Genomic DNA, 25170 nt, shown 5'->3' with positions numbered 1-25170 from the left:
CATGGATCCCGTGTTCGGAGGAGCGTCAACTCGCCAGGGCCAACTGGTACTTCTCCAGGAAGTCGGCGACCTCGGGCACCGCGCTCAGCGGACGCATCTGTTCGGCCGTCGCCGACACCATGCCGCGGATCCGCGTCGAACGGACCTGAGCCAGCAGCCCCACCGCGGTCGAGCCGGTCTCGGCGGCCTCGATCACCGCGCCGCGGCCCAGCTGATCATGGGCCAACTCCGCGGTGTAGAGCGCGCGGTTGCGCACGAAGTGGGCCGGCTGGAGTGCTATGGCCTGCCGCGCCCAGTCCGTCGCGGGCTCGAACTCGCCCAACGCGGCCCAGCACTGGGCGGTGAGACCGGCCAACTCCGCCTCGTTGAAGAAGGACATCCACTCGGGATCCTCCTCGCAGACGCCGCTCTCGAAGGCCGTCCGTGCCTCGCCGAGCGCCCGGACACAGGCACTGCGATCACGCAGCAGCGCCCAGCCGCCCGCCTCGCGCAGCGCCAGCAGCGAGAGCAGGCGCGCGGAGCCGAGGCCTTTCGCGGCGCTCCGCGCGGCCTGAGCGGCGCGGACCGCCTCGCGCGGGCGGCCGGCGTCCCGGGCGAGGAAGGCGGTGTTGCAGAAGGCATGCGCCTCCAGTGCCGCGTCCCCGGCCATGCGGGCGGTGGCCAGCGCCTCGGCGTAGAGGGAGCGGGCCTCGGCGAGCCGGCCGGAGTCGTGGGCGAGCCAGCCGACGGAGATGGCCAACTCGCCCGCCCAGGCCTGCAGTCGCTGCTCGACGGCGGCCGTGTAGGTGCCGCAGTTGAGCAGCTGGTAGGTGGAGCGCAGGGTGTGGCCCGCCCGCTCGAACAGCGTGTCCGCGCCGTGGACGTCGTCCAGGATCCGGATCTGCCGGACCGCGGACTCGACCTCCCTGACCTCGCGGGCGCCGACCTTGGCGCCCGCCATCGGGGCCGGGAGGGCGAATCCGACCGCCGGAGGGGCCGCACTGGGGCCGCCCGTCCGGGCCGCCCCACTGACGGCAGCGACCGCGAGCGGGGTGTCGGACTCCTGTGCTGCTGCGGGGGGACCCCAGCTCAGGGCGGTGACCACGGCGAGTGGGCCGCCGGCTAGGAACGTGCGTCGCTGCACGTCGTCGTTCTCCTCATCGCGTGGCGCCGGGAGCACGGCCGCACGCCGGGACTCCCTTCGGGCGGTGAAGCCCAGATCGGCCAGGCTCGTGCCGGGGAACATGTGGCGGAAGACGCGTTCGTAGGCGTAGTTGGGACACCGGATCTCACCAGACTCGACCCGGCCGACATAGCGGGCGTCGCAGGAGACGTGCTCCCCGATCTCGCGGGCCGCGCGTCGGACCGACGCGGCGAACTCGCGCGGGGAGAGGCTCCCGCGGCGTTCGCGCATCCGCAGGTTGGGAGAGGCGGGCGAAGGGAGAGAGACGTGAGCCATACGGCACCCCCTGGTACGGAATTGCAGAAGAGACACTACTCTGCGCGAGAATTCGAACACTCTCAGTTCTCCGACAAGTCTGACAATTCGGGCATGACTGCAGCGATCTGCCATGAAATGCCATGGCTTGCCGGGCGTAACCGCCGTGGCCACAACCCGCGCCGAGCGTTGTTAGGAGTACAGCGGAAGCAGAGGGAGCGGTCGGCGGAGGACGCCGCGGTGCGGCTCCCGGGGCCAAGGAGGCGGCTGTGCAGGTGGAGGTAGGACGACAGGGGCGACCGACCGAGCCGCGACGAGCCGGCCGCGCCCAGTGCGACGTGGTCACGGTGCCCGAGCGTCAGGGCCTGGAGACGGTGGACATCCTCCGGCTGCGCGGCGGCTGCGGCGCGGTGCTCCACGAGGACGCCGAATCCACGCTCTCCTTCCTGGTCCCGTTCGGCACGGCGGACGGCTGGCAACTGCCCGGCAGTTCCTGTCGTCACGTGCCGGTCCCCGGGCCGGAGCACGACTGGCTGCTGCCGCCCCGTGGGGGAGCCGGTGCGGCCCTGACCGACCCGGCCCAACTGCGGGCCGCGCTGGGCGAGGCCGCCAGGACACTCGCCGCCAGCGACGGCTTCTGACCCGCTGAGCTGCGCTCACGCCCGATCCGCCGGGGTGGCCGCCGCCCGCCGTCACCGATACTGGACCGGTGGCGAGGAAGCGACGAGCGATACAGGACGGGCGGCCGGGCGAGGCCGCGGGGCGCGGCAGCGGAGCCGGCGCGCGGCTCGGGATCACCGAGCCGGTCGGCACCGGTACGGCCGAACTGCTCCCTGACCGGGACCGGCCGCAGGCCTGGACGGTGTTCGTCGACGGCGCGCCACAGTCGCACGTCGATCTTGCCGATCCGAGCCGGTTGACCTTCGAGTACCAGCGACGGCTCGGCCGGATCGCCGACCTCGCCGCTCCGCCGGGCCGGCCGATCAGCGCGCTGCATCTCGGCGGTGGGGGCCTGACCCTGCCCCGCTATGTCGCGGCCACCCGACCGCGCTCCCGGCAGCAGGTCGCCGAGATCGACACCGCGCTGACCGAGCTCGTGCGACGTGAACTGCCGCTGGACCGGAGCTGGCAGATCCGCGTACGCGGCGGCGACGCCCGCGAGGTGCTCGATCGGACCCCCGAGGGCTGGGCGGACCTGGTGATCGCCGACATCTTCAGTGGGGCACGCGTGCCCGCCCACTGCGCCACCGTGGAGTTCGCCGAGGCGGCGGCCAGGGCACTCGCCCCTTCCGGCCTCTACGCGGCGAACATCGCCGACGGCGGACGGTTGCCCTTCGCCCGTCGCCAGGTCGCCACCCTGCGGGCGGTCTTCCCCGAGGTCGCACTCGTCGCGGACCCGGCCGTGCTGCGCGGCAAGCGCTTCGGGAACCTGATCCTGCTCGCCGGCTCCGCCCCGTTGCCGCTGGCCGACCTCGGTCGGTCCATGGCCGCCGACCCGGTTCTGGGCCGGATCGAGCAGGGCGTCGACCTCGTGGACTTCCAGGCGGGCGCTCTGCCGCTCCGCGACAGCGACGCGGAGGCCTCTCCGGCGCCCCCGGCCGATGTCTTCCGTGGCTAGGGCCGGTCGCGCCTGCCGCCGGGGTGGGCGCTCAATGGCCCCCCGGCAGGCCCCGGTGCTTGTAGCAGGCGACAGCCGTCAGCAGCAGACCGAGCACGATGGGTAGGAGCCAGGCCATGGTCCCGACATGCGTGTCGGGGGCCGGAGTCGGTACCGAAACGGGTGCCGGCCGAGGTGCGGTGACGAACAGAGCGGCGAACACGTGCACGCCTGGTCCAACGATCGGGGGATACGGAGCGTTACTGTCCATCGGAAAACTCTCCGATGAGAGAATGGGAGCGCTCCCATCTCTGCTGTCAGTAATATTCGCTCCTTCTCGTCGCCCGCGCAAGAGTCTCTCTGAACGTTTCACTCGATAGGCTGGGAGCGCTCCCAATTCGGGCGGTCCAGGCGCTAGGGTGGTCCCGCACGCCAGTGCGCCAAGCGGTCGCGAAGGGAGCGCCATGAGCAGCAGGTCCGTCGGCCGCGGCGAGGGTCGTCCCACCCTCGAGGAGGTCGCCGCGCGCGCCGGTGTCGGCCGCGGCACGGTGTCCCGTGTGGTCAACGGCGCGGCCGGAGTGAGCCAGCAGGCCCGGACGGCCGTGGAGCAGGCGATCGCCGAGCTGGGCTACGTGCCGAACCGGGCCGCCCGTTCGCTCGCCACCAGCAGGGCGGACGCCATCGCCCTGGTCATCCCCGAGACCGAGACGCGGCTGGCCTCCGAGCCCTTCTTCGCCTCGATCATCCGCGGCGTGGCCAGCGAACTCTCGGACACCGAGCTCCAGTTGCTGCTGATACTGGTGAGCACCGAACGGGAGCGGCGGCGGCTGGCCGGCTTCCTCGACGGGCGCAGGGTCGACGGCGTGCTCATGGTCTCGGTCCATGCCGACGACCCGGTGGTCGAGCTCCTGGAGAGCACCGGCCTGCCGACGGTGCTCGGCGGACGCCGGTCCGAACTGGAGCCGATCAGCTACGTCAATCCGGACAACCTCGGGGGCGCCTGGTCCGCGGTGAAGCACCTGCTGGGCCTGGGCTGCCGTCGGATCGCGACGATCACCGGCCCGCTCGACATGGAGGCGGCCGTCGTCCGTCTGGACGGTTACCGGCGGGCCCTGGTCGAGGCCGGTCTGGGCGAGGAGGCGAGCCTGGTCGCCCACGGCGACTTCACCGAGGAGTCCGGCGAGCGGGCCATGGCCGAGCTCCTGGAGCGTGAGCCCCGGCTGGACGCCGTGTTCGCCGCGTCCGACCTGATGGCGGCCGGCGCGATGCGCGCCCTGCGGCGGGCCGGGCGGCGCATCCCTGCCGACGTCGCGGTCGTCGGTTTCGACGACTCTCCGGTGGCCCGGCACACCGAGCCGCCCATGACCACGGTCCGCCAGCCCAGTGAGGAGATGGGGCGGGCCATGGCCCGGCTGCTGCTGGAGGAGATCGCCGCGCCCACCCGCAGCCACCGGCAGGTCATTCTCTCCACCGAACTGGTGGTCCGGGAGTCCGCGTAGGCCGCGGGGCGGGCCCGAGCCTGCCCGTGTGCTCTCCGGTCCTGCCGTCGCGACACCGTCCTGTGCTGATCGCGAGCTCCGCACAGGCGTTCCTTCCGGGCCGTGCACACGAGTAGCGTGGAGTACGACGGGGCCGGTTCCGCGTGCCCTTCGGCGAGAGTCGGGTGATGGCGATGCTGGCTGTTGATGTCGTCCTGGCGGTGCTCGGCGCGGGAGCGCTGTGGGTGGCCACCGGCGTGCGGGTGGTCCAGCAGTTCGAGCGCGGCGTGGTGTTCCGCTTCGGGCGCGTCCGCAGCGGGATCAAGCAGCCCGGTCTGACCCTGCTGCTCCCGGTCGCTGACCGGTTGCGCAAGGTGAACGTCCAGATCGTCACGATGCCGGTGCCGGCCCAGGAGGGCATCACCAGGGACAACGTCACGGTGCGGGTGGACGCTGTGGTCTACTTCCGCGTCGAGGACCCGGTTCTCGCGACCGTGAACGTGCAGAACTACACCTTCGCCATGTCCCAGGTGGCGCAGACCTCCCTCCGGTCGATCATCGGCAAGAGCGAACTCGACGACCTGCTCACCAACCGCGAGCCGCTGAACCAGGGCCTGGAGCTGATGCTCGACAGCCCGTCCATCGGCTGGGGCATCCACATCGACCGGGTGGAGATCAAGGACGTCGCGCTGCCGGAGTCGATGAAGCGCTCGATGTCCCGGCAGGCGGAGGCGGAGCGTGAGCGCCGCGCCAGGATCATCACGGCGGACGGTGAGTTCCAGGCATCCAGGAAGCTGTCCGAGGCGGCGACGATCATGTCCGGCACGCCGGCGGCCCTGCAGCTCCGACTGCTGCAGACGGTCGTCGAGGTGGCGGCCGAGAAAAACTCGACCCTGGTGCTGCCGTTCCCGGTCGAGCTGCTCCGCTTCCTCGACGGGATGACGCCCAAGCCCGACGGTGAGGCGAAGCCGGAGGCGCCGACCGCGGCCGCGGTCAGCCTGCCCGAGCTGGAGGAGGAGGCGGACGCGGAGCTCGAAGCCGGTGGTCTGGTCATTCCCGAGATCGAGGGTCTGCCGGCGTCCGAGCTGGAGGCCCAGCTCAAGGAGGCCGAGGAGACGGACGCCCGGCGGAAGCCCGAAGAGGCCTGAATCGGACGGGGTTTCACCCCACCGACCCTCAGGAACGACTCAGGGCCCGACCGTTCACACGGTCGGGCCCTGAGCTGATGGGGTGAGTGACGGGGCTCGAACCCGCGACACCTGGGATCACAACCCAGTGCTCTACCAGCTGAGCTACACCCACCATCCGTCCGGCGCACTCTCGCGCGCTGACGGAGATAACTCTACAGGATGCTGCGGGGTGCTCACGACCAGGTTTACCGGCTGGTCAGACAGCCGCCGTCGCCGGCTCAGGCCGGGGGCAGTTCGTACCGGGAGGCGATCGCGCGGGCCGCGTCGGTGTCCGGTCCCGGGGCGGGCACGAACACGGCTTCGCGGTAGTACTTCAACTCCGCGATGCTCTCCCGGATGTCGGCGAGCGCCCGGTGGTTCCCCTGCTTCTTCGGGCTGTTGTAGTACGCCCGCGGGTACCAGCGGCGGGCCAGCTCCTTGATCGAGGACACGTCGACGATCCGGTAGTGGAGGTGCGACTCCAGGGCCGGCATGTCCCGCGCGAGGAAGCCGCGGTCGGTGGCCACGGAGTTCCCGCAGAGGGGCGCCTTGCCGGCCTCGGGCACGTGCGCGCGGATGTAGGCGAGCACCATGGCCTCGGCCTCGGCGAGCGTGGTGCCGCCCTCGAGTTCCTCCAGCAGGCCGGAGGAGGTGTGCATCTCGCGGACGATCTCGGGCATCTGCTCGACCGCCTCGGCGGGCGGTCGCACCACGATGTCGACGCCTTCACCCAGGATGTTCAGCTCGGAGTCGGTCACCAGGGCGGCGACCTCCACCAGAGCGTCTCTTCCCAGGTCGAGTCCCGTCATCTCGCAGTCGATCCACACCATGCGATCGTTCATCCGGCTCACCGTCCCAGGGCTTGTGCACGCGTTCTGCTGTCGGTGTCAACCGGGGGCCGCGCAGCAGACTCGTGTGGGCGACCGGTTGACCCGTCATGGTCGATCATCGCCCTCCGCGCACGCAAGTCGACACGGCCGGGCAGGACCGGTCGTGCCCGACCTGATCGGGCCCGGGGTTCCGTGCGGCCTTCGCGTTCTCGGAGCCGAAGGACCGGCTCCGAGAACGCTACCGCTGCTCGGAGCTGCGGCCGCGGAGCGCGGCTGTCGCGCCGTCCGGGTGGCTCAGCGCCTGGCCCGGTCCCACTCGACCGTCCTCCGCGGGGGAGGAGTGGTCGGCGGGTGCCGCCTGACGACCGGCGCCCTGGCGGGTGCGCGCACCGACGCGTCCCGGAGCGCGGGCAGGGCCGCCCTGCGGCGGCACCGTCGGCAGGGTCGGGCCGAACTGATCGGCGGGCCCGCTCGTCGTGGCGGCTCCCGTGGCCGCGGCGACCGGGGTGGACTGCATGCCCGCCGTGCCGCCCGTCGGTGTGGACTCCGGTCGACGGGCGCGGAAGGTGCTGCGGTACACCGCGGGAGAGACGCCGAGCTGACGACGGAAGTGCCCGCGCAGTGCGACCGGCGAGCGGAAGCCGCAGCGGCGCGCGACCTCGTCCACCGACAGTTCGGTGGTCTCCAGCAGTCGCTGAGCCTGCAGCACCCGCTGCGAGATCAGCCACTGCAGTGGAGCACTGCCGGTGAGCGCGCGGAAGCGCCGGTCGAAGGTGCGCCGGCTCATGTAGGCGCGAGCCGCCAGCACCTCCACGTCGAACTGCTTGGAAAGGTTGTCGAGGGCCCAGGTGACCACTTCGGCCAGCGGGTCGTTGCCGATTTCCTCCGGTAAAGACCGGTCGACGTAGGGGGCCTGTCCGCCCGTGCGGCGCAGCGGGACGACCAGGCGGCGGGCCAGTGCGGCGGCGGCCTCCGCGCCGTGGTCGGCGCGGACCACGTGCAGGCAGAGGTCGATACCGGCCGCGGTGCCGGCGCTGGTGAGCACGTCGCCCTCGTCGATGAAGAGTTCCCGGGGGTCGACCTGGACCTGCGGGTACCGCTTGGCCAGGGTCGGCGCGTACATCCAGTGGGTGGTCGCGGGGCGGCCGTCGAGGAGGCCGGCGGCGGCGAGCACGAAAGCTCCGGTGCACAGGCCGATGATCCGGGCCCCTTCGGCGTGGGCCTTGCGGAGCGCGGCGAGCGCCTCGGCCGGGGGCGTCTGGGCGGCGGAGCGCCAGGCGGGCACCACGACCGTTCCGGCGCGGGCGAGCCCTTCGAGGCCGTGCGGCGCCGTCATGGTGAGCCCGCCGGTCGTCGCGAGCGGACCGCTCTCCCCGGCGCAGACCAGCAGGCGGTAGTGCGGCAGCCCGGAATCCTGGCGGTCGATCCCGAAAACGGAGAGCGGGATCGAGCTCTCGAAGATCGGACCGCCGCTGAAAAGCAGTACGGCCACGATCTCCGGACGGCGGCGCCCCGAGAGCTTGCGGGTGACAGCGGCGAGGTTGGCGGAACCGGTGGCGCCGACCGGGACGGCTGCCGTCGCTTCGTCCCCGGTGGCGGTTATCCTGCTGACCCTGCTCAAGGCGCTCCGGCCCCCCTCGCTGTCATGGTCGTCCCGGTGGTGTGGTCCCCACGGTGTCGTCTGCACCGCTCCTGCGATGGCGCCTGTCGAGCCCCCGCCCCTCTTTGCTCCCATCAAGATCGAATCTACTGGCTCGGATGATGGTGGTGCGACTAGTTCACCATCAGACGCTATATCGACATGGCAATTTGGCGTGAAGCATTCGATCACGAAGACTGGCACCCATCCACCCTTCAGGGAAGGGGGCATGCGGGCCGGTGGCCAGTTGTCGCACGGCTGCAAGGCACTTGACGGCCCCGCAGCAGCTCAGCCGGTGGGCCTGGGCTGCGGGTACGGCCAACGTCGGGCATGTGTATCCAAGTTGACCGAAAAGAGGCGCTCGGGAGTGCGCGGGGGCGCATACACCGCGCGCGCGAGAGTCGTTCCCTGCCTCAGAGCGCCCTCCGGCCCCTGTGGCAGGGCGGTTGCGACGCACCGGAAATGGCTGAGCAGTTCCCGGGCGGAGCCTAGGGTGAGCGGATGGGATTCGAACTCGCGGTCGCCAATGCGGCAGGTCACTGGCAGGCCATGGCCGGAGCGCGGGGTTGGGAGTGCGTCATTCGACCGGAGTTCACGGCAGTCCGGGGGCAGGACGGGGCGCGGGTCCTGCTGACGGCACCGCCCGATGACCCGGACGCGCTGACCGTCCGCCTGCTGACGCTGCTTCACGAGTGGGATCCACGCCAGATGTGCTTGGAGGATCCTTATCTGGCGCTCGATCTGTCCGCGTGGGGCCGCGAGGCCGCCCTGACCATGCCGGTCATGGTTCGGGATGCGGCGCCCACGCCGGCGTCCGCCGGCCCGGCCGGCCCCGGCCCGGTCGGCCGCGCCGAGGCGGCGGACGCAGCCGGGCCCGTCCTCGCAGCGGAGGCCCTGACCCGGCCTGACCGCGACGACGTCGAACGCGTGGTGGTCGAGGGGTTCCCGATCGCGCAGCAGTTGCCCTGGCGTCGTGGCGGCCAGTTCCCCGAGGCCTACGCGAGACTGCCCGGTCGCCGGAGCTGGCTGGCGAGGGTGGACGGCCGCCCTGCGGCGGCGTGCGTCACCTGGGACGACGGCACCGCGGTCGGCTTCTACTGGGTCGCCACTCTCCCTGCGGAGCGCTCCCGCGGTGCGGCCCGCGCGCTCATGCGGGCCGCCCTGGCCGCCCACCCGGACCGCGTGGCGACCCTGACGGCGACGTTGCTGGGTGAACCTCTCTACCGCCACCTCGGCTTCACCGAACGCGGCCTCTCCCGCTGGTGGCGATAGAGCCCGTCGTCCGACCCGTGCGGGACCGGTGCGGGGTGTCGGGCCCGCTCAGGCGCAAGGCGGAGTATCAGCCGCGTACGCGACCGCACATGAGCGGTTCGGCGATTCGGCCATGCGGGAGTGGCCATGCGGAGCGGGGCGGCGGAGTGAGGGGCAAGGGGGCGTGGGCAAGGGGGTGCGGGCCGTGCAGCGCGGGGCAGCGGAGCGGGGGAGTTCCCGGCCGCAGGCCCGCCGGAGGACCGTGCGCAGTGGAACGGGCAGGTCGTGGACGGTCGGCGGTGCGGACCGGGCCCCTTTCCCGTTCGCTCCGGCGCCGCGCCCGCTGCCCGGATCCAGCCTGTTCCTCTGCTCCGGCGTCCCCGGACAGGCCCGGCCGCGCGGGCGGCGGGCGGTCAGCCGCAGGCGGTCGGTCGTCAGCGGTTCGGCGACGACAACGAGGGTGTGCACGGTCCTCCGGGCGGGAACGGCACCGCAAGCCACTCCGGCACTGGTCGCCGAACGGGCAGGGCGATCTGCACCCGTCGGCGGGCCGCGGGCCCGCTGGGGCCCGCTGGGGCCCGGTGCACCGCGCCGGTGCCCGATTGCCGCACCTGCCCCCTTCCTGGGGGGCGGGTAACGCCGCTCAGGCGTGCAGAGGAGCGTCCAGGACGCCTGTGACGGCCTCGGGGATGCCGCTCGCTGTCAGGGTGGGGCGGTAGCCCAGTTCCGGCCACGGGCGGCCGTGGTCGAGCCAGACGCTGCGCAGACCGGCCACCTCCGCGCCGGCGATGTCCGCGGGTGCGTGGTCGCCGACCATCCATGTGGTGCTGGTCCACGCGCCTTCGTCCCCGGTGACGCGGGTCGGCAGACCGCAGCGGTCGGCGGCGAGACGGAAGATCCGGGGATCCGGCTTCTCGCAGGCGACCTCCTCGGAGATGACCCAGCCGTCGACCAATCCGGCCAGACCGGTTCTCTCGATCTTGGCCTGCTGCTGGGCCGTCTGTCCGTTGCTGACGATCCCGAGCGTCCACCCCGCGCTCCGCGCCCTGCGCAGGGCCTCCTGGTGCGGTTCCGGGCAGCTGATCAGCTCGATCATCGTGTCCGCGTAGTCCCGCAGCAACGCCTCCAGGGAGACGTGCAGTCCGTAGCGGGCCACGGTGGCCCGCATGAGCGATTCGCGGGGGAAGTAGCCGCCGCAGTCGAGGGTCGACAGCCAGCCGAGATCCTCGTCGGGCAGTGCCCAGTCGTGCAGGAAACGCTGTGCCCAGCCGCGGAAGGCCAGATTCCGATCGATGAGGGTGTTGTCGAGATCGAAGAGCAGCAGAGGCGGCATGGCCGCATCGTTCCAGTCTTCTGGCATATGCGGCAGCCGCACCGGCGGCTTTTGTCCGAAAATCAGTGTGTCATCGCCGTGGTTCGAACCCGCTCAGACCGTTGCACAAGCGGCGGCGCTGGGGCATGCTCCATGCACGCCCCGGGCGCACGCGTCCTCCGTTCGCGGGAACTGCGGCCGCGGTGCACACTCTGCATCTGTGCGGAGACTGATTGTCGCCGTACCCTGGAAGGAAGAGGAAAACCGGCCGCCTGTCGGCCCACCTCCCAAGACCCCAGCACGTTCTCCTCGTTCTCCCGTGCACCACCCTCGGATCCCACCTCGCGAAACGTCCAGAAGCCATGGCCGGTTACGAGCATCCAGAGCCCCGCGAACACAAGCAGCCGACGGGACCCCAACTGCCGATGCCAAGTTTTGAAGTCCAGTCACAGCAGGCACGCCCGTGCGACCCGGCGTTCCTCCACGGTGTCGTGGTGGGGTTCGACGGTTCGATCTCCAGCGAGCGAGCACTGGCCTACGCCGTGGGCATGGCGCGGCGCTCGGGATCCGGGCTGGTGCTGGTCCACGTCGCGAACCGCCTTCCGGCCACGGTGTGGGCCGGCTGTGAGCCGCCGGTCTTCGTGGACGTGCCGGACCACCGCACCGAGGTGCTCGGGCTCGAGCTGGCCTGTGCGGAGTTCCTGAGCGACGTTCCCTGGCTGCTGGTGGAGCGGGGCGGGGACATCTGCCACGAGCTCGAGGAGGTCGCGCGGGAGTACGCCGCGGACGCGATCGTCGTGGGCGGTACGCACGGGCTGCTGGGGCGGCTCTTCGGCTCGGTGGCCGGCCGGCTGGCCCGCCGCGCCAACCGCCCCGTCGTCGTCATTCCCTGAGCCGCGGCAAGCCGCAGGTCACTGCTCGCCACTCCGCCGGACGCAACTGCCCGGCGTGGCGGCGCAGGCCGTTGCGCACCGCGTGTCATCTCCGCGGCGGCGACCCAGGGCCCGGCCCGGACTCCCGTCCGGCCCGGGCCGCACTGCCACGGGTCCTGGTCCTTGGCGGGCCGTGCTCCTTGCCGCGCACCGCCCGCCTTGAACCGTGCGCGGGGCGGCGTGCGGCTCGGTCGCGCCCGTCGTCAGTACTGCATGCCGAGTTCGCGCGAGATCAGCATCCGCTGCACCTCGGACGTGCCCTCGCCGATCTCCAGGATCTTGCTGTCGCGCCAGAAGCGGGCCACCGGGAACTCGTTCATGAAGCCGTAGCCGCCGTGGATCTGCGTGGCCTCACGCGCGTTGGTCACCGCCGACTCGGAGGAGTACAGCTTGGCGATCGCCGCCTCCTTCTTGAAGGACTCGCCCGCCAGCATCCGGCTCGCCGCGTTGTACCAGGCCAGCCGGGACGTGTGCGCCCGCATCTCCATGTCGGCGATCTTGAACTGGATCGCCTGGTTGGCGCCGATCGCGCGGCCGAAGGCGCGCCGCTCGCCGGCGTAGCGCAGCGACTCGTCGACGCAGCCCTGAGCCAGGCCGGTGGCCAGGGCCGCGATCGCGATCCGCCCCTCGTCGAGGATGCGCAGGAACTGCGCGTAGCCGCGGCCCGGTTCGCCGAGCAGGTTGGCCGCCGGCACGCGGCAGTCGGAGAAGGACAGCTCACGGGTGTCGGAGGCGTTCCAGCCGACCTTGGAGTACTTCTTGGAGACCCTGAAGCCCGGCGTCCCGGTGGGCACGATGATGGTCGAGATGGACCGGGTCGGGGAGGAACCCTCCGCGTCTTCGCTCGAAGGAGTGAGCGCGGCCACGGTCACGAGCCCGGTGATGTCGGTGCCCGCGTTGGTGATGAAGCACTTCGAGCCGTTGATCACCCACTCGTCGGTGGCCTTGTCGTAGTGGGCGGTGGTCCGCGTCGCACCGGCGTCGGAGCCGCCCTCGGGCTCGGTCAGGCCGAAGGCGCCCAGCATCTCGCCGGAGCAGAGCTTCGGCAGCCAGGTGCGCTTCTGCTCCTCGGTGCCGAAGCGGTGGATCGGCATCGCGCCGAGGGAGACGGCGGCCTCCAGGGTGATCGCCACCGAGGAGTCGACCCGGGCGAGCTCCTCCAGCGCCAGGCAGAGGGCGAAGTAGTCGCCGCCCATCCCGCCGTACTCCTCGGGGAAGGGCAGCCCGAAGAGCCCCATCCGGCCCATCTCGCGGACGATCTCGTAGGGGAACTCGTTCTGCTCGTAGTAGTCGCCGATCTTGGGGGCGACCACGTCCTGTGCGAACTCACGGACGGTGCGCCGCAGTTCTTCGTGCTCGGAGTCGAGGCGGTGGTCCAGCATGGTGACGGTCTCCTGAGGGTGGGGAGGCGTGGGAGGTCTGTGGGCGCCGCGGGCGGTCGGGTCGACCGCCCGCGGCAGGGGCCGGCCCGGCCCGGCCGGATCAGCCGGAGCCGACCAGCGCGCGGACGGCGCGGGACGGGCTGGGACGGCCCATGTGGCCGGCCAGCCAGTGGCTGGTGCCGGCGAGCGCGGCCAGGTCGACGCCGGTCTCGATGCCGAGGCCCTGCAGCATCCAGAGCAGGTCCTCGGTGGCGAGGTTGCCGGTGGCGCTCTTGGCGTAGGGGCAGCCGCCCAGTCCGCCCGCCGAGGAGTCCACGACGGTGACTCCGCAGCGCAGCGCGGCCAGGGTGTTCGCCAGTGCCTGCCCGTAGGTGTCGTGGAAGTGCACGGCCAGCCGCTCGGGGCCGACGCCCGCGTCGCCGAAGGCGGCGAGCAGGGCTTCGACCTGGCCGGGGGTGCCCGTTCCGATGGTGTCGCCGAGGCTCAGCTCGGTGCACCCCTGTTCGAGCAGCGCCGTGCCCACGGCCACCACCTGGGCGGTGGCGACGGGGCCCTCCCACGGGTCGCCGAAGCACATGGAGAGGTAGCCGCGCACGCTGACGCCGGACTCGGTGGCCCGGCGCACGACCGGTGCGAACATCTCCAGGGACTCGGCCACCGAGCGGTTCAGGTTCCGCCGCGCGAAGGTCTCGGTGGCGCTGGCGAAGACCGCGATGTCGGCGGCGCCCAGGGCCAGCGCGCGGTCCAGGCCGCGTTCGTTGGGCACCAGCACCGGCAGCCGCAGTCCCGGGTACCGCCCGGGCAGCTCGGCCAGGCTCGGGAAGAGCTCCTCGGCGTCGGCGAGTTGGGGCACCCACTTGGGGTGGACGAAACTCGTCGCCTCGACGGTGCGCAGCCCTGCCGCGGCGAGCCGGGCGATGAACTCGGCCTTCACCTCGACCGGCAGGGCCACGGACTCGTTCTGCAGCCCGTCGCGCGGTCCCACCTCGTGGATCCGCACCCGCGCCGGGAGGCCGTCGGAGCGCACCGGAGCCGGCAGGCCGAGCTCCAGGACGGTGGGTTCGTGATCGGTCATCGCCACTCCTCAGGATTCCGTGGTCTCGGCGAGCGGCGCGATCACGGCGAGCAGCTCGTCCATGGCGACGGTGACGCCGGGCACGACCTTGAGCTGCTGCACGGTGCCGTCGTGGGGCGCGGTGATGACGTGCTCCATCTTCATCGCCTCCAGCACCAGCACGGCCTGACCGCGCTTCACCTGGTCGCCGACGGAGGCCTTGACGAGGGTGACCGTCCCCGGCATCGGCGCGGTGAGCGTGCCCCCGTGCGCGCCCGCCGCGCCGAAGGCGAGGTCGGCGAGCGGGTCGTGGACATGGCAGGCCCAGCTGTCGCCGTCGCGGGACAGCCAGACGGTGCCCTCGTCGTGCCGGGAGCCCTCCACGCCGCAGGCGAAGGCCCGGGTGACGCCGTCCAGGGTGACCGACAACCGGCCGGCGCCGTGCGCCAGTTCGGCGTGGGCCTGGGCCCGGACGAGCGGACCGTCGCCGACGCGGACCTCGAAGCCGCCGTCGCGGTGCGGCCGCACCAGGACCAGGACCGGATCGGCGCCGGGCAGACGCAGGTGGTGCCGGGACCAGGCGGGGGTCCCGCCGATGCGCCAGCCCGTCGGCCGGTCGAAGGGATCGACCCAGCCCGCTCCGGCCGCAGCCGCGGCGGGCGCCAGCGCGAGCTGCCTGAGCAGGGCGGCGGCGAGCAGCGGAAAGTTGTCCACAGGCTGGACCGGATCGGCTTGGCCTCCGTCGGCGGACGGGGATAGCGTCAGCTCCGGGTGGCGCTCGACGAGACCGGTGTCGAGACGCCCCGCGACGACGTCGGGATGAGCGAGCAGTCGGCGCAGGTAGCCGGCATTGGTGACGACCCCGAGCACGACCGTCTCCGCAAGGGCGGCGCGCAGCCTGCGCAGGGCGGTGGCCCGGTCGGGACCGTAGGAGATGACCTTGGACAGCATCGGGTCGTAGCTGCTGCCGACGACGAGGCCGGGGACCAGTCCGGAGTCGACCCGGACCCCTTCCCCCTCGGGCTCGTTCAGCAGCAGCACCTGCCCTCCCGAGGGCAGGAAGCCACGGCCGGGGTCCTCGGCGCAGATGCGCGCCTCGATGGCGTGCCCGGTGAGTGTGACGTCGTGCTGGGCGAAGGCGAGCGCTTCGCCCGCCGCAACGCGGAGCTGCCACTCCACCAGGTCCAGGCCGGTGACGAGTTCGGTCACCGGGTGTTCCACCTGGAGCCTGGTGTTCATCTCCATGAAGAAGTGGGAGGAGGGATCGCCGCTGGGGACGATGAACTCGACGGTGCCTGCGCCCGTGTAGCCGCAGGACTTCGCCGCACGCACGGCCGCAGCACCCATCTGGGCGCGGGTGGCCTCGTCGAGGAGCACGGAAGGGGCTTCCTCGATCAGCTTCTGGTGGCGCCGCTGGAGGCTGCACTCACGCTCGCCCAGGTGGACGACGTTGCCGTGCGCGTCGGCGAGGATCTGGATCTCGATGTGTCGGGGGCGGTCGATCCACCGCTCCAGCAGCAGGGTGTCGTCGCCGAACGAGGTGCGGGCCTCGCGCCTCGCGGCGGCGATCTCCTCGGGCAGCCGTGCCGCGTCGTGGACCAGGCGCATGCCCTTGCCGCCGCCACCGGCGGACGGCTTGAGCAGCACCGGCAGGCCGATCTCCGCTGCGGCCGCGAGCAGCGCGGCGTCGTCCAGCTCGTCTCCGCTGCTGCCGGGGACGACGGGCACGCCTGCGGCCTGGACGGCCTCCTTGGCGTGGATCTTGTCGCCCATCAACTCGATCGCGTCGGCGGGCGGGCCGATGAAGACCAGGCCGCCCTCGGCGCAGGCGCGGGCGAAGGCCGCGTTCTCGGCGAGGAAGCCGTAGCCGGGGTGCACGGCCTCGGCGCCGGCGCGCTTCGCGGCGGCGACCAACTCGGCGCCGTCGAGGTAGCTGTCGATCAGTACGGCGGTGTCGGCCGCCCGGACGTGGGGAGCCCCGGCGTCGGCGGCGCTGTGCACGGCGACGGAACGCACGCCCAGGCGCCGCAGCGTGCGGATGACCCGAACCGCGATCTCGCCGCGGTTGGCCACCAGAACACTCTCGAACATAGGCACAGGAGGTGACCTCTCGTCATGTCACATGCGGAAGACGCCGTAGGGGCGCGGCTCGGGCAGGGGGGCGTTGGCGCAGGCGCTCAGCGCGAGGCCGAGCACGGTCCGGGTGTCCATCGGGTCGATCACGCCGTCGTCCCAGAGCCGGGCCGTGGCGTAGTAGGCGTTGCCCTGGCGCTCGTACTGCTCGCGCACCGGGCGGCGGAACTCCTCCTCCGCCTCGGCGGCCCAGTCCTCGCCGCGCGCCTGGTACTGGTCGCGACGCACGGTGGCCAGCACGGAGGCCGCCTGCTCGCCGCCCATGACGGAGATCTTGGCGCCGGGCCACATCCACAGGAAGCGCGGGGAGTAGGCCCGCCCGCACATCGAGTAGTTGCCCGCGCCGTACGAGCCGCCGACCACGACGGTCAGCTTGGGCACGCGGGTGGTGGCCACGGCGGTGACCATCTTTGCCCCGTGCTTGGCGATGCCGCCCGCCTCGTACTTCTGGCCGACCATGAAGCCGGAGATGTTCTGCAGGAAGAGCAGCGGGATGCCGCGCTGGTCGCACAGTTCGATGAAGTGGGCGCCCTTGAGCGCCGACTCGGCGAAGAGGATGCCGTTGTTGGCGACGATCCCCACCGGGTGGCCGTGGATCCGGGCGAAGCCGGTGACCAGGGTCGGGCCGTACTCGGCCTTGAACTCGGCGAAGCGGCTGCCGTCGACGACGCGGGCGATGACCTCGCGCACGTCGTACGGGGTGCGCGGGTCTACGGGCACGGCGCCGTAGAGGCCGGCCGGGTCGACGGTCGGCTCCTCGATCGGCTCGACCTCCCAGGGCCTGGCGGCGCGCGGGCCGAGCCCGGCCACGGCGGTGCGCAGGATCGCCAGGGCGTGGGTGTCGTTCTCGGCGAGGTGGTCCGTCACGCCGGAGGTGCGGGAGTGCAGCTCGCCGCCGCCCAGCTCCTCGGCGGTGACGACCTCACCGGTCGCGGCCTTCACCAGCGGCGGCCCGCCGAGGAAGATCGTGCCCTGGTTGCGCACGATGACGGCCTGGTCGCTCATGGCGGGGACGTAGGCGCCGCCCGCGGTGCAGGAGCCCATCACGGCGGCCAGCTGGGGGATGCCGGCGGCGGAGAGACGGGCCTGGTTGTAGAAGATCCGCCCGAAGTGGTCACGGTCCGGGAAGACCTCGTCCTGCATCGGCAGGAAGGCGCCGCCGGAGTCCACCAGGTAGACGCAGGGAAGCCGGTTGTCGAGCGCGACCTCCTGCGCCCGCAGGTGCTTCTTGACGGTCATCGGATAGTAGGTGCCACCCTTGACGGTGGCGTCGTTCGCCACCACGACGACCTCGCGTCCGGCCACCCGCCCGATCCCGGCGATCACTCCGGCAGCGGGGGCGTCCCCGTTGTAGAGGCCGTCGGCGGCGAGCGGTGACAGTTCCAGGAAGGGCGAACCCGCGTCCAGGAGCGTGTCGACCCGGTCGCGCGGCAGCAGCTTGCCGCGGGAGGTGTGCCGCTCGCGTGCGCGCGCGCCACCGCCCTCGGCGGCCGCGGCGAGCTTGGTCCGCAGCTCGTCGGTCAGCGCCTGGTGGGCCTCGACGTTGGCCCGATAGGTCGCCGAGGTGGGATCCGCCGCGCTCTCCAGCCGGGGTGCGGCCGCGCGGGCCTGCGGGCCCGGCGGGAAACCGGTGGGGAGGGGAGCAGCTGCCATCGCCAAGAGCTCCTTTGCTCCGATTCGCTCCAGTGAACGAGCGTTAACATATCTCCCTCAGGTTAACGCTGCCTAACACCCATGTCTACGATGTCCCAATGGCGAAGCCCTCGAGTCCGACCAGCACTCCAGTCGAGAACCCGCGTCGCGCCCAGATCCGACGCGAAGCCGCGCGGCTCTTCGCCGAGCGTGGCTTCCTCGGCGTGGGCGTGGACGAGATCGGGCGCGCCGTCGGCATCTCCGGGCCCGGCCTGTACCGGCACTTCGCCGGCAAGGACGCGATGCTGGCCGACCTGCTGGTCGGCATCAGCGAGCGGCTGCTGGGGGAGGGTCGCAGCCGGGTGGAGGCCGCGGCCGGACCGCGTGAGGCGCTGGAGTCGCTGCTCCAGTGCCATATCGACTTCGCCCTGGACGAGAGCGCGCTGATCACGCTGCACGACCGGGAGCTGCTGAACCTGCCGGATCCGGAGCGTCGCAGGGTCCGGAGCCTGCAGCGCCAGTACGTCGAGCTCTGGGTGGACGTCGCCGGCCAGGTCTTTCCCGGCCTCGGGGCGGAGGCCCGCCCCGCCGTCCATGCGGTGTTCGGCCTGCTGAACTCCACTCCGCACTCCACGCCCTTCGCCTCCGCGTCTGCCGGGGTCGGCGGTGTGGTCGAGGCTGGACAGCCGCCGCAGGCCCATCCCGACGGTCGCGCCGCGATGGCGTCCCTGCTGCACCGGCTGGCCCTGGGGGCGCTGGCGGCGGCGGCCACGGCCGAGTGACGGCCTCGGGTCGAGGGCGCCCGCCCGGGCGGCTGCCGGGCCGCCGGGTCCCGGTCTGCCAGGTCCCCCGCTGCCGGGCCTCGGGCTGACGGCGTCGGGTCGGTGCCGACCCGACGGGTCCGGACGGACGGGCATGCGACCGGGCTCGGTCGCTCGTCCTACGACCAAGGCCGGGTCCCCTCCGGGGCCCGCGCCCGGTGCGTCCGGGAACAGTGCGCGTCACTCTGGTGCTGACCCAGGTGGCATCCGGCGCACGGGAGGACGCACGATGACAGACACGGCGAACCAGGCGGAGAGCGCGGAGAGCGCGGAGAAGGCAGAGAAGGCGGAGGGGGTCCGGAAGGACCTCGCCGACCTGGTCGCGGGCTCGCGCCAGGGAGCTGTGGTCACCCTCAAGCGGGACGGGCGCCCGCAGCTCTCCAATGTGAGCTTCGACTTCGACCCCGAGGCCGGGGCGAGCGGGGTGATCCGCTTCTCCACGACCGCCGACCGGGCCAAGGTCGCCAACCTCCGCCGGGACCCTCGGGTCAGCATGTACGTGACCCGCCCCGACTTCGGCGCCTACGCCGTGGTCGAGGGGACGGCCGAACTGACACCCGTCTCGGCCTCGCCCGGCGACGCGACGGTGGACGAACTGGTCGAGGTCTACCGCCGGATCGTCGGGGAGCACCCGGACTGGGACGAGTACCGCGCCGCCATGGTCGCCGATCGACGGCTGGTCGTCCGGATCGCCGTCGAGCGCGGTTACGGCTGGGGTGGCTGGTGAGAGCGGCAGGCCCCCGCCGGGCCCCGATGTAAGCACCGACCCAGCCATGGACAGCTGACCGATAGAAAGTTACGCTCGCTAATTATGTCTCAGGCTCATAAGTCTCAGGGGGAAGCCGCCACCCCGTCCGCCGGGCCCCGGTCCGGATGGCTGCGTCGGCTGAGCGGGTACGCCTGGCGCTACCGCGCGAACGTGCTGCTGTCCTTCGGCGCCTCGCTGCTCGGCATGGCCATCACCGCGCTGGTGCCGCTGGTGCCCCGCCACATCATCGACGACGTCATCACCACCCACAGCAGCCCGCTCGCGCCGTGGGCCATCGCCCTCGTCGCGGCGGCCGTCGTGGTCTTCCTGCTGACCCTGGTGCGCCGCTACTGGGGCGGTCGGCTGGCCATGGACGTCCAGCACGACATGCGCCAGGACCTCTTCGACTCGCTGACCCGGCTCGACGGCGCCAAGCAGGACAGCCTGGACACCGGACAGGTCGTCGGTCGTGCCACCTCCGACCTGCAGATGATCGTCGGGATCCTCTCGATGCTGCCGATGATGACCGGCAACGTCCTGATGTTCCTGCTCTCCCTCGTGGTGATGTTCTTCCTGTCGCCGACGCTGACCCTGATCGCGCTGGCGATGGCCCCCGCGCTGTGGTGGTTCGCCCAGCTCAGTCGCAAGCGGCTCTTCCCGGCCACCTGGTCCGCCCAGCAGGAGGCCGGCCGGGTCGCCGGCGTGGTCGACGGAGCAGTCTCCGGCGTCCGTGTCGTCAAGGGCTTCGGCCAGGAGGAGCAGGAGCTCGGGCGGCTGGAGTCCACCAGCCGCCGCCTGTACGCCAGGCGGCTGCGGGGCATCAGGCTCAACGCCCGCTACGGCCCCGCCATGCAGGCCATCCCCGCCCTCGGCCAGGTGGCCGTGCTGGCGCTCGGCGGCTGGCTGGCGGTCCAGGGCGAGGTCTCCCTGGGCACCTTCGTCGCCTTCTCCACCTACCTCGCGCAGATGACCGGCCCGGTCCGGATGCTCACCATGCTGCTCACCGTGGGCCAGCAGGCCCGCGCCAGCGTCGAGCGGGTGCTCCAGCTGATCGACGAGCGCCCGGTGATCGAGGAGCGCGCCTCCGCGATCGATCTGGAGATCGACGAGCTGGACGGGCTGGCGGGGCTGGACGACCTCGACGGGCTCGACGAGATGGCCGAGCTCGACGCTGCGGACCGCGACGCGGACGCCCCCGACGGCACGGTGGGAGAGAACCCGTCCCACGCAGCCGGGTCCGCCGCCTCCCGGAACCCCGCGGTCTCCTTCGAGGACGTGGACTTCGGCTACGCCTCCTCCGCCGAGCCCGTGCTGCGCGGACTCAACCTCAGCCTGCGCGCCGGGGAGACGGTCGCGCTGGTCGGCGCCTCGGGCTCCGGCAAGTCGACGGTCGGCATGCTCGTCCCGCGCTTCTACGACGCCACCGCCGGCACGGTCCGCGTGCACGGCCACGACGTCCGCGACCTCACCCTGCGCTCGCTGCGCGCCGCCATCGGCATCGTGCCGGAGGACAGCTTCCTCTTCTCCGAGTCGGTGCGGACCAACATCTCCTACGGCCGACCCGACGCCACCGAGGACGAGGTGGTGGCCGCCGCACGCGCGGCCCAGGCCCACGGCTTCATCTCCGAGCTGCCCGCGGGCTACGACACGGTCGTCGGCGAGCAGGGTCTCACCCTCTCCGGCGGCCAGCGCCAGCGCGTGGCCCTCGCCCGCGCGATCCTGGCCGACCCGCACATCCTGCTGCTCGACGACGCCACCTCGGCCGTCGACGCCCAGGTCGAGGCGGAGATCCACGAGGCACTGCGCACGGTCATGGCCGGCCGCACCACCCTGCTGATCGCCCACCGCCGCTCCACCCTCCAGCTCGCCGACCGGATCGGCGTGCTGGAGCGCGGCCGGCTCGTCGACATCGGCACGCACGCCGAGCTGGAAGCCCGCTGCCCGCTCTACCGCTCCCTGCTCACCGACCCCGACGCCATGGCCGGGGACATCCGGCAGGCCGACCCGGCTGCCCAGCTGCTGACGGACTCCGTCCTCGCGGCGGAGCTCGAGGACGCCGAGCGCCGCGTCGCCGAGCTGGACGCCGAGGCCGCGGCCGACGCCGCGCCGCGTCCGGACGGAGTCACGCCCGAGCTCTGGGACCGCGAACGGTTCCCCGAACTGGACCCTGACGCTCCGGCCCCGACCGGCCGGGCCGGCGCGGCGGCCGGCGGTCACGGCGGCGGTCCGGGCGGCATGCACTCCGCGATGGGCAGCATGGCCGCCACACCGGAGCTGCTGGCCAAGGTGGCCGCGCTGCCGCCCGCCGACGAGACCCCGGCGATCCCGCTGGAGGAGGCGCGCAGGGCCGATCCCGGCTTCAACCTGCGCCGGATGCTGGCGCCGTTCAAGGCTCCGCTGTTGCTGGCCCTGCTGCTGGTGGCCCTGGACGCGGGCGCCTCGCTGGCCCTGCCGATCCTGATCCGGCACGGCATCGACGACGGCGTGACGAAGGCGGCGGGCGGAGCGGTCGCCGCGGTCTCATTGGTCGCGCTGCTGATCGTGCTGGCCGACTGGGGTGTCCAGACGGTCGAGACCCAGGTCAGCGGCCGCACCGGCGAGCGCGTGCTCTACAGCCTGCGCGTCAAGATCTTCGCCCATCTGCAGCGGCTCGGCCTCGACTACTACGAGCGCGAGCTCGGCGGCCGGATCATGACCCGGATGACCACCGACGTCGACGCGCTGAGCTCCTTCCTGCAGACCGGCGTCGTCACGGCGGTGGTCAGCCTGCTCACCTTCGGCGGCATCTTCGTCGTGCTGCTGGTGCTCGACGCGGGCCTCGCGCTCTACGTCTTCGCGGTGCTGCCGGTGCTGATCGCGGCGACGCTGCTCTTCCGTGCCAAGTCCTCCAAGGTCTACCGGCTGAGCCGGGAGAGGGTCAGCACGGTCAACGCCGACCTTCAGGAGAACGTCGCGGGCATGCGCATCGTGCAGGCCTTCCTGCGCGAGGAGCACAACCGCGACCGCTTCGCCGAGCGCAGCGACGCGTACCGGCGCACCAGGGTCAGGGCGCAGCTGTACATATCGCTCTACTTCCCCTTCGTGCAGCTGCTCTCCAGCATCGCCGCCGCGCTGGTGCTGATCGTCGGCGCGAACCGGGTCAACGCCGGGACGCTCACCACCGGCGCCCTGGTGGCCTACCTGCTCTACATCGACCTGTTCTTCTCCCCGGTGCAGCAGCTCTCGCAGGTCTTCGACGGCTACCAGCAGGCGGCCGTCGGCCTCACCCGCATCCGTGAGCTGCTGCGCACCCCGACCTCCACGCCGCTGGCCGCACGCCCGGCCGAGGTCGGCAGGCTTCGCGGTGAGGTCCACTTCGACGACGTCCGCTTCGCCTACAACGCGGCGCTCGTGGCCACGCCGGATCCGGACGACGACGGGCCGGGCGCCGCGGACGCCGGAGCCGTCCGGGCCGCACCCGCCCGCAAGCCCGAGGCGATCACCGGCGTGGAGCTGCGCATACCCGCCGGTCAGACCGTCGCACTGGTGGGCGAGACCGGCGCGGGTAAGTCCACGCTGGTCAAGCTGCTGGCCAGGTTCTACGACGTGACGGGCGGCGCGGTCCGCGTCGACGGCCGCGACGTGCGCGAGCTGGACCTGGCCGGCTACCGGCACCGGCTCGGCGTGGTGCCGCAGGAGGCGTACCTCTTCGCGGGCACCATTCGCGACGCCATCGCCTACGGCCGACCGGACGCCGCGGACGCCGAGGTCGAGGCCGCCGCGCGCGCGGTCGGCGCGCACGAGATGATCGCGCGGCTGGACGGCGGCTATCTCCACCGGGTCAGCGAGCGCGGCCGGAACCTGTCGGCCGGGCAGCGCCAGCTGATCGCCCTGGCCCGCGCCGAACTGGTCGACCCGGACCTGCTGCTGCTGGACGAGGCGACCGCGGCGCTGGACCTGGCCACCGAGGCGGCCGTCAACCGCGCCGCCGACCGACTGGCCAGGCACGGCGGCAAGCGCCGCACCACCGTGGTGATCGCGCACCGGCTCAGCACGGCGGCCCGTGCGGACCGGGTGGTCGTCATGGACCACGGCCGGATCGTGGAGGACGGCACCCACGCCGAACTGCTGCAGGCCGACGGCGCCTACGCGCGGCTGTGGCGGGCGTTCGTCGGCGAGGAGGAGGCCACGGCGGCGGTGCGCTGAGCGCTGCGCGCCACAGGTCGGGCCGGGGGCGGTGCGTCGTCGACGCCGCCCCCGGCCCGACGAATAGCAGCTTTCATCCATATGTCGACGTAGTGTCAACCGGACAACAGGGCAAACAGGTGGCTCAAGGCCATCTGTTGGATCACCTTCCGCTTTGATAGACATTCCCTGCGCACCGCTCGACGGCACCACGGCACGGGGGTAGGGCGCGCCGCACCACCGCCCTGGTCCGCCCCCGCTTCCTCCGAGGCCGCCGTGCTCGCGCTTGTCGCCCTGTTCTGTGCCGGGTACCTCGCCCCGTACCTGCTGCCGACCCTGGTCGGCCGGCTCGGCACGGACTTCGGGCTCAGCCCGACCGAGGCGGGCGGGGTGGGCAGCGGGCTGCTGCTCGCCTCCGCGCTCGCCGGCATCGTGCTGACCGGCAGGGTCTCCCGACTCGGTCCGGCCCGGGTGGCCAGGACCGCGCTGGTCATGGTGGCCGCGGGCTTCGGTCTGGCCGCGCTGACCCACGCCCTGCCGCTGCTCCTGCTCGGCTGCGTGCTCGGCGGGGCAGGCTCCGGCGCGGCGACGGCGGTCGCCGCCTCGGTCCTGGCCCGGCGCGGCGACCCGCACCGGGTCTCCGTGATCGGCCTGCTGGTGACCTCCGGTCTGGCGAGTGCGATCTTCCTGACCCTGCCTCATCTCGGCAGCGGCCACGGCCTCGCCTTCGGCTCCATCGCCGTGACCGGCGCGCTCGCGCTGCCCGCGATGCGCGGCCTGCCGGGCGCTCGCGCGTCCGGCGCGGGCACGAGCGGACGACGGTCACCGGGTGGGCGAACCCCGCTGCCGATGCCGCGCATGCGCTCGGGCATCACCCTGGCCGTCTGCCTGATGCTCTGGTCACTGACGCAGAACGCCCTGTGGGGGGTGAGCGGCCGGATCGGCCTGGACCGGGCGGGGCTCACCGAGGCGGTCCTCGGCGCGGTGTTCGCGGCGGCGCTCGGGGCGGGCCTGATCGGCACGCTCGGCGCGGGGGTGGTCGGCTCCCGCTTCGGGCCCGCCCTGCCGATCGGCGCCGGCACGCTTGCGATCGCCGGCTGCGTCCTGGTGACCGGCAGCGCGCACCGCGCCGCGCCCTTCGCGGTCGGCGAGATCGCCTGGAACGCCGTCTACCCCTTCGTCCTGAGCTACCTCCTCGGCCTGGCCGCTTCCCTGGACCGGGAGGGCCGCTGGGGTGTCCTGGCCGGCTCCGCCTCCTCGATCGGCGTGGCCTGCGGCCCGCTCGCCGGCACCCTGCTGGCGACCGACGCCGGCTACCCCGGCATGGGCGCGACCCTCGCCCTGGTCCTCCTCGCCGTCACCGGCCCCCTCGTCCTCGTCGCCCGCGCGGGCTCCACCGCGGCCCCGGAGTGGCCCGAACTCGCTCTGCCGACTCAAGCTCACGCGGACTCCGCCGCGCAGGAGGCCGTTCCTGGCGCCTCCAACGCGGCAGCGGCGTAGCGCGGTCCGCTGCGCCGCGCGCGGCGCGCCTGCGGCCCGGTCCGTCGCGGGGTGGTGAGCGCGGTCGGGATCCGGTGCCCCTGCGTGGTCGGCCCCGGAATCGGAATGGCC

General features: G+C 72.5%; 18 protein-coding genes and 1 tRNA gene. 10 read left to right on the top strand and 9 right to left on the bottom strand.

Translation table 11 applies throughout. From position 1 onward, the window contains the following. Positions 1-25 precede the first annotated feature (25 nt). On the bottom strand, positions 26-1438 hold the full coding sequence (locus BS83_RS21795; protein WP_037605289.1) for a hypothetical protein: 1413 nt from the start codon (positions 1436-1438) through the stop codon (positions 26-28). A gap of 248 nt (positions 1439-1686) precedes the next feature. On the opposite strand from BS83_RS21795, the gene BS83_RS21790 reads away from it, so the two are divergent. From BS83_RS21790 to BS83_RS21775, 4 genes are all read left to right on the top strand, one after another. After that, on the top strand, positions 1687-2058 hold the full coding sequence (locus BS83_RS21790) for a hypothetical protein (RefSeq protein ID WP_408641027.1): 372 nt from the start codon (positions 1687-1689) through the stop codon (positions 2056-2058). Between the two features lie 68 nt (positions 2059-2126). Next, positions 2127-3035 carry a spermidine synthase gene (locus BS83_RS21785; protein ID WP_037605287.1) on the top strand — a complete coding sequence of 303 codons (909 nt, stop codon included), beginning with the start codon at positions 2127-2129 and terminating at the stop codon, positions 3033-3035. 443 nt (positions 3036-3478) lie between these two features. Then, positions 3479-4513, top strand: coding sequence for a LacI family DNA-binding transcriptional regulator (locus tag BS83_RS21780; protein WP_037605286.1), 1035 nt, complete (start codon positions 3479-3481; stop codon positions 4511-4513). Positions 4514-4680: 167 nt separating this feature from the next. Next, positions 4681-5640: a slipin family protein gene (locus BS83_RS21775; protein WP_198035278.1), complete on the top strand. Its 960-nt coding sequence runs from the start codon at positions 4681-4683 to the stop codon at positions 5638-5640. Positions 5641-5718: 78 nt separating this feature from the next. On the opposite strand, the gene BS83_RS21770 is transcribed toward BS83_RS21775, so the two are convergent. The 3 genes from BS83_RS21770 to BS83_RS21760 form a co-directional block, all read right to left on the bottom strand. Further along, positions 5719-5794 (bottom strand) — tRNA-His (locus tag BS83_RS21770). Between the two features lie 106 nt (positions 5795-5900). Then, the gene (orn, locus tag BS83_RS21765; protein WP_037605285.1) at positions 5901-6503 is read right to left on the bottom strand and encodes an oligoribonuclease; all 603 of its coding nucleotides are present in this window, start codon (positions 6501-6503) and stop codon (positions 5901-5903) included. A 226-nt stretch (positions 6504-6729) separates the two neighbouring features. Further along, a complete protein-coding gene (locus BS83_RS21760) occupies positions 6730-8094 on the bottom strand; it encodes a helix-turn-helix domain-containing protein (protein ID WP_084715033.1) in 1365 nt (454 codons plus the stop codon). 537 nt (positions 8095-8631) lie between these two features. Here BS83_RS21760 and BS83_RS21755 point away from each other — a divergent pair. Beyond that, positions 8632-9402, top strand: a complete 771-nt coding sequence (locus BS83_RS21755; RefSeq protein ID WP_037605284.1) for a GNAT family N-acetyltransferase — start codon at positions 8632-8634, stop codon at positions 9400-9402. Positions 9403-10024: 622 nt separating this feature from the next. Here the strand turns inward: BS83_RS21755 and BS83_RS21750 are convergent. Next, on the bottom strand, positions 10025-10714 hold the full coding sequence (locus BS83_RS21750; RefSeq protein WP_037605283.1) for an HAD family hydrolase: 690 nt from the start codon (positions 10712-10714) through the stop codon (positions 10025-10027). A gap of 341 nt (positions 10715-11055) precedes the next feature. Here BS83_RS21750 and BS83_RS21745 point away from each other — a divergent pair, with 341 nt between their 5' ends. After that, positions 11056-11586 (top strand): universal stress protein, encoded by a 531-nt coding sequence (locus tag BS83_RS21745; protein WP_037605282.1) that lies wholly within the window; start codon positions 11056-11058, stop codon positions 11584-11586. 242 nt (positions 11587-11828) lie between these two features. Here BS83_RS21745 and BS83_RS21740 read toward each other — a convergent pair whose 3' ends face one another. From BS83_RS21740 to BS83_RS21725, 4 genes are all read right to left on the bottom strand, one after another. Next, positions 11829-13004, bottom strand: coding sequence for an acyl-CoA dehydrogenase family protein (locus BS83_RS21740; protein ID WP_037609602.1), 1176 nt, complete (start codon positions 13002-13004; stop codon positions 11829-11831). Between the two features lie 103 nt (positions 13005-13107). Further along, entirely contained in the window at positions 13108-14082 is a 975-nt protein-coding gene (locus BS83_RS21735) for a hydroxymethylglutaryl-CoA lyase (RefSeq protein WP_037605281.1), read from the bottom strand. 9 nt (positions 14083-14091) lie between these two features. Beyond that, on the bottom strand, positions 14092-16152 hold the full coding sequence (locus tag BS83_RS21730) for an acetyl/propionyl/methylcrotonyl-CoA carboxylase subunit alpha (RefSeq protein WP_037605280.1): 2061 nt from the start codon (positions 16150-16152) through the stop codon (positions 14092-14094). 27 nt (positions 16153-16179) lie between these two features. Then, positions 16180-17847 carry a carboxyl transferase domain-containing protein gene (locus BS83_RS21725; RefSeq protein WP_051943554.1) on the bottom strand — a complete coding sequence of 556 codons (1668 nt, stop codon included), beginning with the start codon at positions 17845-17847 and terminating at the stop codon, positions 16180-16182. Between the two features lie 98 nt (positions 17848-17945). Between BS83_RS21725 and BS83_RS21720 the strand changes: the two genes are divergently transcribed. From BS83_RS21720 to BS83_RS21705, 4 genes are all read left to right on the top strand, one after another. Further along, on the top strand, positions 17946-18608 hold the full coding sequence (locus tag BS83_RS21720; RefSeq protein ID WP_037605279.1) for a TetR/AcrR family transcriptional regulator: 663 nt from the start codon (positions 17946-17948) through the stop codon (positions 18606-18608). Positions 18609-18876: 268 nt separating this feature from the next. Then, complete coding sequence (locus BS83_RS21715) at positions 18877-19374, top strand: PPOX class F420-dependent oxidoreductase (protein ID WP_084713815.1); 498 nt, start codon at positions 18877-18879, stop codon at positions 19372-19374. Between the two features lie 84 nt (positions 19375-19458). Then, positions 19459-23580, top strand: coding sequence for an ABC transporter ATP-binding protein (locus BS83_RS21710; RefSeq protein WP_037605278.1), 4122 nt, complete (start codon positions 19459-19461; stop codon positions 23578-23580). A 255-nt stretch (positions 23581-23835) separates the two neighbouring features. Further along, positions 23836-25059: an MFS transporter gene (locus tag BS83_RS21705; protein WP_051943552.1), complete on the top strand. Its 1224-nt coding sequence runs from the start codon at positions 23836-23838 to the stop codon at positions 25057-25059. Positions 25060-25170 lie beyond the last annotated feature (111 nt).

Source organism: Streptacidiphilus rugosus AM-16, from assembly GCF_000744655.1.
GTDB classification, from domain to species: Bacteria; Actinomycetota; Actinomycetes; order Streptomycetales; family Streptomycetaceae; genus Streptacidiphilus; species Streptacidiphilus rugosus.
The sequence above is the reverse complement of the archived record's forward strand: the minus strand, read 5'-3'. Positions and strand labels throughout refer to the sequence as shown.